Genomic DNA, 11289 nt, shown 5'->3' with positions numbered 1-11289 from the left:
TCAACGGCGAACGGCACCACACAGGTCAACATACAAACGCCGAATAATAAAGGCGTTTCACATAACAAATACCAACAGTTTGATGTCTCAAAGCAAGGTGTAATTTTAAATAACAGCAGTAAAACCAGCAAAACCCAAATTGGGGGTTATATCCAAGGTAATGAACTGTTAAATGCCAGTGGCAGTGCCAAAATCATTTTAAACGAAGTCAACTCACGTAACCCAAGCCAATTAAATGGGGTCGTTGAAGTTGCGGGACAAAAGGCTCAAGTGGTTATAGCCAACCCATCGGGGATCACCTGTAATGGTTGTGGTTTTATTAATGCGAGTCGAGGCACATTAACGACGGGTAAACCGATAATTGAAAATGGGGATTTAACCGGTTATCAGGTAGAGCAAGGTCATATAGCGGTAACGGGTAAAGGTCTGGACAGTTCTGGGCAAAACTATACGGATTTAATTGCTCGCACGGTATCGATAAATTCTGCGGTATGGGCAAATGATTTAAATGTGGTGGCAGGGCGTAATAAAGTCAGCGTTGACGCACAAACGGTGACATCGTTAGGCGAAGATGATAACCCAAAACCGGAAGTTGGCTTGGATGTTTCGGCACTGGGGGGGATGTATGCGGGTAAAATCCAGCTAGTCGGGACAGAAAAAGGGGTTGGTGTACATAATGCAGGCGAGTTAGGGGCAAGTGCTGGTAACCTTATAATCAGTGCGGATGGGAAAATCAGCAATACCGGTACCTTACAAGCTAAAGGTGATATTCAGCTAAGCAGTCAACACACTATTAGTAACAGTCAACAAATTTACAGCAAAAAAAACCTTCAATTAAACGCCAAAAAAGCGATTGCTAATGAGGGGGCATTAATCGCTGAAAATAATGTCGAGCTTAAAGCCTCAACGATAAATAGTGGTAAAAGCAGTACCGTTGCGGCGGGGATTGACCAACAAGGGCAGTTGACTAAACAAGGTAATATTGTAGCCACAGCTAATGCTATTGCTTTTAATGGAAAAAACAGCGCAGGCAAAACGTTATTATTAAAAGCGGAAGATAACCTTAATCTTGATAGTAGCAAAACATATGCTAATGATTTAAACCTGACGGGTAATGATATCTCACTGAGAGGAGCAAAATTACAATCCGAACAGAAATTAAGCGTGACCAACACTAAAACGATAAATACGTCTGACTCAACGATTCTAGCTAAACAAGGTATTGCATTAACTACGAATGAGCTCACAAGTAACAATAGCCAACTTATCTCAGAAAATGATATTACCGTAAAAGCCAATCAGATAAAAAGCAATGCATCTAAAATAAATACTAACAGCGCAATAATCATTGACGCTGATAAGATTGACCTGCAAAAAACTAACTTAAGCGCTAAAGGCGCCATTTCGTTGACAGGCAGCGATCTTAATACCGATAATCTTGACCTTATTACCGAGCAGGCACTGCATATCTATGCTAAAACCTTATCTAGCCAGCATGCTAAGTTGCAGGCTAAAAAAAGCATTGGCATTAAAGCTGAAAATTATTTTGCTGATTTTTTAAATCTTATCACAGCGGATGCTTTTTCTGTAAAGGCAAATCAATTGCAGTTGGATAAATCAAAAATCAGCGCATTAGGCGATATTACTGTTCAAGGAAAAATACTACACAATCGAGAGTCGGTATGGCTTTCCGATAACGACATAAAAATTAAAGCAGATAATATTGAAAATAATGCCAGCCAAATGAAAGCAGCGGGATCAATCAATTACCAGTTTAATGACCTAAACAATAATAATACGACATTGATAAGTGGCAAGCGCTTAACCTTTACTGGTGATACACTACACAATCAACAAGCAAAATGGCTCAGTGGTGATGATATTGCTGTCGATGCTTCAATTCTATTTGATAACCAGTCGAGTCTTATTGTATCGGGTGATGCATTAACCATTAACACACAAAATATGGATAATGGTGATGCTGAGTTAAATGCCAATAAAGCGTTAACTATCCAAGCTAAACACTTATTAAGCGATAATAGCACACTGCAAGCGGGCAATGCGCTGACTTTAACAACTGATGAGCAAATTCACGCTAGTTCTGCAAAGCTATACGCTGAAGATAAAATCACAATTAACAGTAAAAAAATAGATTTGGCTGGTGCTTTTATTGGCGCTAAAGATGATATTTCAATAACTGGGCTACAGCAACATTTAAAACATGCTGAGCTACTATCGACTGGAAAAGTTGATGTTACTGCTACGACAATTGAAGCGGATGACGCTATTATCAAGGCGTCAAACGATTTAACTATCAAAGTTCAGCAATCCGCCTCATTTAATCAAGGCCAGCTGGTCACAAATAAGAAATTGACGTTTGAAGCACCACATGCCAATACTGCCAACTCCATTTTTTATGCTCAAGATGGCATGCATATGCGCTTTACCCAACTTCATAACCAAAATGCGCGTTGGTTCAGTGATGATATAATCCATTTATCGGCAAGGCAATTTAATAATCAAAAAGCAACCCTACAAGCCAAACAAGACTTAGATATTGAGGCTCAGGAAATTAACAATAATGAGGCTATATTATTAACCGATGGTAAACTGGCAATGCATGCCAAGCAAATTGATAATAGGGCTGCACAAATTCAAACCAAAAAAGGTATTTATATCCAAGCAAACAATCAGTTACAAAATGAGAATGCCAAACTCATAACTGATGAGCATATTAAAATTAATACCGATAATTTTATCAATACCAATGCAACACTTTTAAGTCATCAGCATATTGATATTCATGCCAGTAGCTTCAACAACGAAAAAGGCCTATTTTTTGCCGATGGTACGATTAACTTCATTAGTAAACTAATCAATAACCAAGATAGTGAAATCAAATCCAAACAAGGTATCGACATTCAAACTGAATCACTTGTCAGTGATCGTGCAGAATATATTACTGAAGGGGATTTAAACATAGCAAGCAAAACGGCCTCAATGGATCAAGTAACCCTTTCAAGCAAAGGTAACATGGTTCTGGACAATGAACAAACGTTGTTCATGCAAAAAGCTAAGTTGATTGCGCTACAAAATTTGCAAATTAAATCTAATATTATCAATAGCAGTGAGTCTAACATTAACAGTTTAGGCAATATTAATATTACCAGCGCACAGTTAACAAACAGAAATGCAAACCTCATCAGTGATAAAGACATTAAAATTAACACCAATACGTTTGATAACAACGCAAGTGAAATGGGCGCGCGTGGTCACATTGATGTTAATGCTTCTACACTGATAAATAACCATGCAAAATGGGTTGCCAACGATGACATCACTATTGCTAGCGATGAGCTTGATAATACTGGCGCACAATTGGGTGGTGGTAAATCGCTAAGCATTAATGCTAAAAAAATTAACAATCAAAAAGCCATTTTCAATACCAAAACAGATATCACCATTCAAGCTGAAAACTTGGATAATACGGAATCCAAATTGGTCAGTGGGCAATCAATTACTCTAGATTCAACAGGACTAATAAATAAAGGTGGCGTAGTTAAAGCGGGTGATGCGATCACCATTAATAACCAAAAATTTGACAATAGCGATGCAATTTTAGTTGCGCAAGCGGCGATTAATATTAAGTCTAATACGTTAAATAACACCAATGCCATACTTCAATCACAGTCACAAATAACCGTGACAGCAAACCAAATTGATAATCAGTCAGCACTATTACTATCGGGTGATAAAGGGTTACGTATTGATAGTCAAACATTAAACAACCAACACGCCAAATTATTTACTCAAGGTGAATTAACGCTTCATGCTGACAATATCGCTAACCAAAATACTAAATTGATTGCTGAAAAATCCCTAAACATTCAAACTAAGCAATTAAATAATCAACAAGCTGAATTACTTGCCAAAGGCGATATTAATGTACAGGCAAACGTACTGAATAATCAGCAAGCAAGCCTAACATCTGAACATAATATTGGGTTAAATGGCGTTGATAGAATTGATAATTATCGTGCTCAACTAACGGCAAATGGGAAAATTGAGCTTATCTCACCAAATTATATTAATAACAATCATGCAAAGTTACTGTCAAATACTGGTATCAAATTACACACAGCTGATTTAAGTAACCAATCAGCCTCATTAAAAACCAATGGGCTTATTCAGATTGATGCTGATAATATTGATAACAGTCATTCAGAATTTGTCGCCAATAATATTCTGCTAGAAAGTCATTATTTAAATAATACGCAAGCCAATCTTACTGCAAATAACAAAATGGTCATTAATGCATGGGATTTTAATAATAGCCAAGGGCATTTACTGGGCGATAATATTTACTTAAAAACACGCGCATTTCGAGGTGATGGCACAATTAAAACCACAAATGATTTATCGCTTGATTTAGATGAAAGCTTTATTAATGATAATGAAATCACTGCCAATGGTCATTTGTCTATTCGCAGTGCTAAAGACATTATCAACAAAAATAAAATTACAGCGGGTCGTCAAGTTTCGTTAAGTAGTCAGCAATTAGTTAATGAACAACAAGCGGAAATCAGTGCAAATTATTTAGTATTAAAGCATCAAAATATGACTAATCAGGGATTAATTGATGGTACTACCGCAGTGCTCCGCATCGATGATACCTTGAATAATTTAGGTAAAGGGCGTATTTATGCTGATAATTTAGCCATTGGTGCTGCTCAGCTCAATAATCGGGGGCAAAATGGTTTAGCTCCTGTGATTGCCTCTCGACAAAATTTTCACTTAGGCGTTAATAGGTTAAATAACGACAATCATGCCCAGTTACTTAGCTTGGGTTATTTTAATATTGGTGGTCAGCTTGATGACAACTTCAACGTTGTCGGCAACGCTGAGGTCATTAATAACCATTCAGCGACCATTGAATCACAAGGCAATTTAATAATTGCTGCCAATACCATTAACAATATCAATGACCACATTGTGACAGAAATGCGCCCAAGTGATGAGCCGCCGGAAAAAGAGACTTACTTCCAAACTGCGGAAGGCGATGGGGCGAGTAAATATTCATCTAATGACGTTCTTTACCGAATCCACACAAAATATATGCAAGGTATTTCAGGGCAATCTTGTGATAAACATCATCGATGCCTGTACAAATGGAATGATATTCCTGAGCATTTGAGGCACACCAAACAATTACAAAGAATGTCAGTTCCGTCTCACAACATAAATGGAGCAAGCGATTCATGGGAATTTAATGTGATTAAACAAAAATACCGTACCGTTGTGTTAGAAACCGATCCCGGTAAAATTATGGCGGCCAACCATCTGATTATTCAAGGTCAAACGCTAAATAATCAGGACAGTAAAATCGTTGCGGGACAAACGGTTAGTATCAAAGTTAATCAACTGAACAATACGTCTGAAGAAACCTTATCAAAATACGTTTATTCAGGGAATTATTACTTACATAAACGCAAGCGTAAGGATGAATACCGATGCAAAGGTCCTTATGACTACACAAAAGCGGATGAAATCTTTATTGATGATGCTTTGAATCACAATATTTTAGAGCATCAAATTTTCGAGAAAAAACCATTAAATGACACGCCAAGACAACTCGTCGAGGTGGAAAACAAAAATAATCAACAGATTATTGACCAAACCGTTCATGCGAGCATTTCTCAGCATGGAAAACAGATAGCTAATCCAATTATCGATTTAAATCCGAACAATAATCTTACTGGTGATAAAACTAATGTGACAGTGGTTCCAAATCATAAGCAAGAGATAATTACGGGGCTACCGACTAAACCGGATAACAATTTTGAATCTATTGTAATTGATACAGTGGAGCAAAATAAAAACGATACGCCAAAAGATAATGAACCAGAACAACCGGTAACAGAAGCGGAAATGGTACCGTCTAAAACCATCAGTATTTATGAGCCAAATCTAACCTTACCTGATAATAGCTTATGGATAATCAACAAAGAGACTGACAAAAATTATATTGTCGAAAGCGATCCGCGTTTTACTCAACGCAAAAAATGGCTCAGCTCTGATTACATGTTAAGCCGTTTAAATGCCGACCCGAATGCGATACAAAAACGATTAGGTGATGGTTATTACGAACAGCAATTAATACGAGAGCAAATTATTGGCTTAACAGGCAACCGCTATTTACATGGTTACCGTTCTGATTTAGAGCAGTATCAAGCTTTGATGGATGCGGGAATTAGTTTTGCTAATGCCTATGGTATTGTTCCCGGCGTTGAATTATCAGACGAACAAATGCGCGCACTAACCACTGATATCGTTTTATTAGTGAAAAAGACCATCACGGTAGGTGGTCAAACGCAAGAGGTATTAGTGCCACAAGTTTACGTAGTTAACCGTCCTCAGTTGGGAACTGATGGGGCATTAATCTCAGGCGAGAACGTGTTTGTTAAAGGGGATGAACTTAATAGTAATGGCTTAATTAAAGCCAAAAATGACATACTATTAGATGGGCATAATGTCACCAATAAAGGCACTATTTATGGTGGTAGAGTATCTATCAATGCGGAAAACGACATCACCAATTACGGCAAATTAGTGGGGGATAAACTAGTTTATTTGTCGGCAGATAATGATATCAACCTATTATCAAGTACACGCACACAGACTCGGGGGCGAAATTTAACTACCAATATAGACCAAACAAGTATTATTCAGGTAAATGATGGCAATGTTGTGATTGATGCGGGTCATGATATCAATACTAAAGCGGGATGGATTATTAATAATGGTGAAAGCGGTAATACTTGGTTACAAGCCGGCAACGATATTAAATTTAATACCGCAGATATTGAAGAGAAATTAGATTTTAGGGTCAAAAAAGACTACCGAAAAACGGATGAAAAAAGTGTGGTTGGCACGGGCATAAGTGCCGCTAATAATGTTATGCTTATTGCTGGTAATGACATTAACGCCAAAACGGTTGATATTACTGCGGGCAACCATCTTGGGTTACAGGCCGATAATGACATTATATTAGGCTCATCGGCTGAACATTTTGAATTAGATGAATTTCACAAAAGTAAAAGTAAAGGGTTTTTAAATAAAACAACCACTACAACGCACACAGAAATAGATAACACCACGCAAAAAGGCAGTGAGCTGTATGGTGATAGCGTGAGTATCAGTGCGGGTAATAATCTCAAAGTCACGGGCAGCCAAGTGATTGGTAGCAATGATGTGGTGCTGAATGCCGGCAAGGAAGTGACCATTGATGCGGCAGAAGAGTCATATTACCGAAAACAAGAAACCAAAACTAAAAAATCGGGACTAATGAGCAGTGGGGGTATTGGGTTTACCGTTGGTAAAGAAAAAGAGTCCTTAAAACAGACAAATACCGAACAAGCCTTTTTGGGCAGTGTGGTGGGTAGCACAGATGGCAGTGTTAATATCCGAGCGGGTAAAGACGTGAACATCAAAGGCAGCGAAGTCATTGCGCAGCGTGATATCAAACTGCAAGGTGAAAACGTCAACATTGAAGCACTAGATGCCAAAACGACGTATAAAGAAGAGTATAAACACCAAAAATCAGGGCTTACTGTGGCGGTAACGGGTACGGTCAGTGATATGTACAACGCTAATCAAACCCGAGAGCAAGCCAAAAAACAGACTAACGAAAAAACCAAAGCGTTAATGAATATCAAAGCGGGGCTACAAGCGGGTAATGCGGCGTTAGAGACAGGTGCGAATTTACAAAATGGGGTACCTGAGGCGTCGATTGGAATTAACCTTAGCTTGGGTAGTGAAAAAACCAAGCGCACGGTAAACCAAGAGCAACATACGGTAGTGAGTAGTGGTATATCAGCGGGTCATAATGTCAGTATTATAGCCACGGGCAATGGACAAAAAGAGAGCGGCGATATTAATATCATCGGCAGTCAGGTGTCAGCAGGACATGATGCGATGCTCAAAGCCAACCATGATGTTAACATCGTAGGTCAAGAAAACACGAGCAAAACTGACACGAAAGAAAAGAGCAGCAGTGGCTCGGTGGGTGTGGGTTATAACTTTGGTGGACAAAAAAATGGCTTTAATATCTCAGCCAATGCGAGCCATAGTAAATCTCGAGAAAAAGGCAATGGTACCGACTGGACAGAAAGCGTGGTTGAAGCGGGTAATAAGCTCACAATCATAACGGGGAACGATGCTAACATTATTGCAGGACAAGTTAAAGGTGATAGCGTGGTTGCCGATATTGGTCATGACCTGAATATCGAATCAAAACAAGACAGCGATGAGTTTCATTCTAAAAGTACTTCTGCCTCGGCAGGGGGTAGTATCTCAATGGGCGGAGGTGGTAGTGCCAATGCATCAGCGAGTAAAACTAAAATGGACAGCAACTGGCAAAGTGTTACTGACCAATCGGGTATTTTTGCCGGTAAAGGTGGCTTTGACATTAAGGTAGGCAACAACACCGACCTAAAAGGGGCGGTCATCTCCTCAGAAGCGAAAGATACCAGTAAAAACCGCCTTGATACCGGCACAATAAGCTTTAGTGATATCGAAAACAAAGCGGACTACAAAGTCAGTAGCAGCAGTGCTGGCATTAGTTCCAGTGGCATGCCATCGATGCCAACCAGTCGTAATAAGTCAGAGAAGGCAAACTCGACGACGCAATCTGCGGTATCAGAAGGCACGATTATAATTCGCAACAAGGACGGACAACAACAGGATATTGATGATTTAAGCCGAGATACTGAGCAGGCGAATAACGAACTGAAACACATCTTTAACAAAGAAAAAGAGCAAGACATCATAGACCAAACACACTTAGTGAGTGAGATTGGCGGTGAAACCTTAACCATGCTCAATCATATCGACCGCATAAGCGCAGAATCTGCAGCGAACAAAAAGCTAAAAGAAGAGCAAAAAAAAGCGAAAGAGCAAGGCCTCGTTTTAACCGACGAGCAGGAACAGAAAATCTATGAAAAGGCCTACAACGATGCGATGAACGAAGGGATGTCAGCGATGGGCAGTGACACCCGTCAAGGCGTTGAAATGGCGGTTAACATTATTAATGGGCTAATCACGGGCGACATGACAGGGGCTGTTGCGGGGGCATTAGCACCGAAGATAGCCACCATAATCAAACAACAGACAGAAGGAAACACCGTCGCCAACACAATTAGCCATGCTATACTGGGCGCAGTAGTTGCTGAGCTACAAGGCAACTCAGCCTTAGCGGGAGGTTTAGGGGCAGCAGCGAGTGAACGTAGTGCTGAAGTCATAGCGGGCATTTTATATCCGGATAAAGCAGTAACAGAGTTATCGCAAGAAGAGCGACAAAAAATCAGCGCACTATCCCAACTAGCTACAGGCCTTGCCATCGCAGCATCTGGTGGAGATATCCAAGATGTGAATACGGGGATTGCTGCGAGTAAGAATGCAGTTGAGAATAACTTCGCAGCAGTTGTAGTTAGAGCTGGAGGGATGATTTGCGTAAGAATTTCGGTTTGCGCAAACTATGTTGCTGGAACAGGTTTAGCTGCATTATTAGGTATATCTGTGGTTAATAGCCTTAGTGAGAATGATAAAACTAATGCTATTAATGCGATTAGAAGTGGTGATTCATTTGCTATAGCTAGTTTGACTGAAGAACAAATAGATTTTCTAAATAAAAATAAAAATGATTTTCTTATCGCTGATTTTGCAGACAGAATACCGCTAATTCATGGGCAAGAAAGTAATTCAAGTACTTCACAAAACAACGGCGTTGATGGCTCTTCAGACAGTAATAATATTGCTGGCTCTGGAAGTGTTGTCGCTGGAGGAGCCCCAGGATTACCGCCTGATGATGACGGAGATAATGATAAGCGACAAAATGAAAATAGCCAAAAATATCAAAAACAAAAACAACAAGAGCGATTTGACGAATTAAAAGATATCTACGATAAAAATAACCCTACCACAGATTTAAAAATTGATGGGCAAACTATTCGGCAAGGTGCTAATGGAAATCGTTACTCCACTCGAATTTACGAAAGCCAAAATTTGACCGATAAACAAATATATAATTATGCGGAGGAACTAGCTGGACAGCCATTAACCAAAGTTAGAGATGGTATTTATACAGCACGATTACAAGATGGTACAAATATTACATTAAGAAATGTATCGAGCTCTAATACAGGTGCTCGTTGGACTATTGATATAAGAAATAGCCCAACTTTAACAAATTTATATAGAGGGTTGAGAACTGGAGCAGAAATTAAATTTAGGTAGGAAAAAATATGATAAATGAAAATGATTATAAAAATATTATTGATTGGTCAGAACTAAGAACTTTTAGTGGATTATGGAATTGTATTGCCCCTGATATGTTCCCTTCTCTAAAATCTAATGAAGAAAAATTTCCATTTCAAGAGAGAAAAGAACTCTTTTTTTATTTTGTGAAAAGATTATTAAAAGAAGGTCGACTTAAATTAGCAAAAAATGGTCAGTTATTAGGAGGCTCAATCGATGAACAAGTCAAACTGTTTTATGATGCTTTTCCAAAAACAGAAGACGACATGTTTGATAAACAAAAACTGATGGATGATTATTGGTTTTTTGATGAGTCTTGTCCAGCAGAAGCGGTGTGGGTTAATGAAGATGGTTCGTTAGAGTGGACTTAGTTTGCTGAGTTGTTTAAGCTTCTTGTAAATTTTGGGCATTAAATAGTTAAGGGTGATAGTTAATTTGTTAACCTGACATACCTTATAAAACTTTTATTTATTTGGTGGCAGTTAACACTGTCACCAAGTCCTCTAATAATAACTGAAGAATAATAGTTTTAAATTGATTTTTACACATAGTGCACTTGTTTTTGCCTATTCAAAATACAAAATAACACGCCAATCTACCGTTTTACTCACAAAAATTGGTCAGAAAAGGTATTGATTTTATTTTATTTTTTATTTTAAGAATGATAGCTAAGAATAACATGAACTCTTTTACAACATCATCGACCTAAAAGGTGTAAATACCCCAAACTTAGTACACAACTCACGTAGAAAATCATGCTGCTTGTTTTAGTGTTTTATACTCAATCGGTGTCATGTTATTTAATGCCTCATGCGGTCTTTCGGTGTTATAAACCGTTAACCATTCTTTAGTTATTCTCCTTGCTTGAGCTAAGTTGTTAAAAAGATATAAATCGAGTACTTCAGTACGATAGGTACGATTAAATCGTTCAATATAGCCATTTTGATAAGGGCTACCGGGCTGGATATAATCAAT

The 11289-nt window shown here is 38.6% G+C and carries 3 protein-coding genes; 2 read left to right on the top strand and 1 reads right to left on the bottom strand.

The window, feature by feature from the left end; translation table 11 throughout:
- Together A9G30_RS08150 and A9G30_RS08145 are read left to right on the top strand one after the other, a co-directional pair.
- Positions 1-10293, top strand: a 10293-nt coding sequence (locus A9G30_RS08150) for a hemagglutinin repeat-containing protein (protein WP_065588631.1), incomplete at its 5' end; no start/stop codon positions are given.
- Between the two features lie 8 nt (positions 10294-10301).
- On the top strand, positions 10302-10685 hold the full coding sequence (locus A9G30_RS08145) for a DUF596 domain-containing protein (RefSeq protein WP_065587967.1): 384 nt from the start codon (positions 10302-10304) through the stop codon (positions 10683-10685).
- 382 nt (positions 10686-11067) lie between these two features.
- Here A9G30_RS08145 and A9G30_RS08140 read toward each other — a convergent pair.
- Positions 11068-11289: integrase core domain-containing protein (locus tag A9G30_RS08140; RefSeq protein ID WP_141672043.1), on the bottom strand; the 222-nt coding region annotated here is incomplete at its 5' end.

The sequence above is a fragment of the Gilliamella sp. Fer4-1 genome (assembly GCF_001690515.1).
GTDB lineage: Bacteria > Pseudomonadota > Gammaproteobacteria > Enterobacterales > Orbaceae > Gilliamella > Gilliamella apicola_C.
Note: the sequence above shows the minus strand (reverse complement) of the source record. Positions and strands in the feature narration are given on the sequence as shown.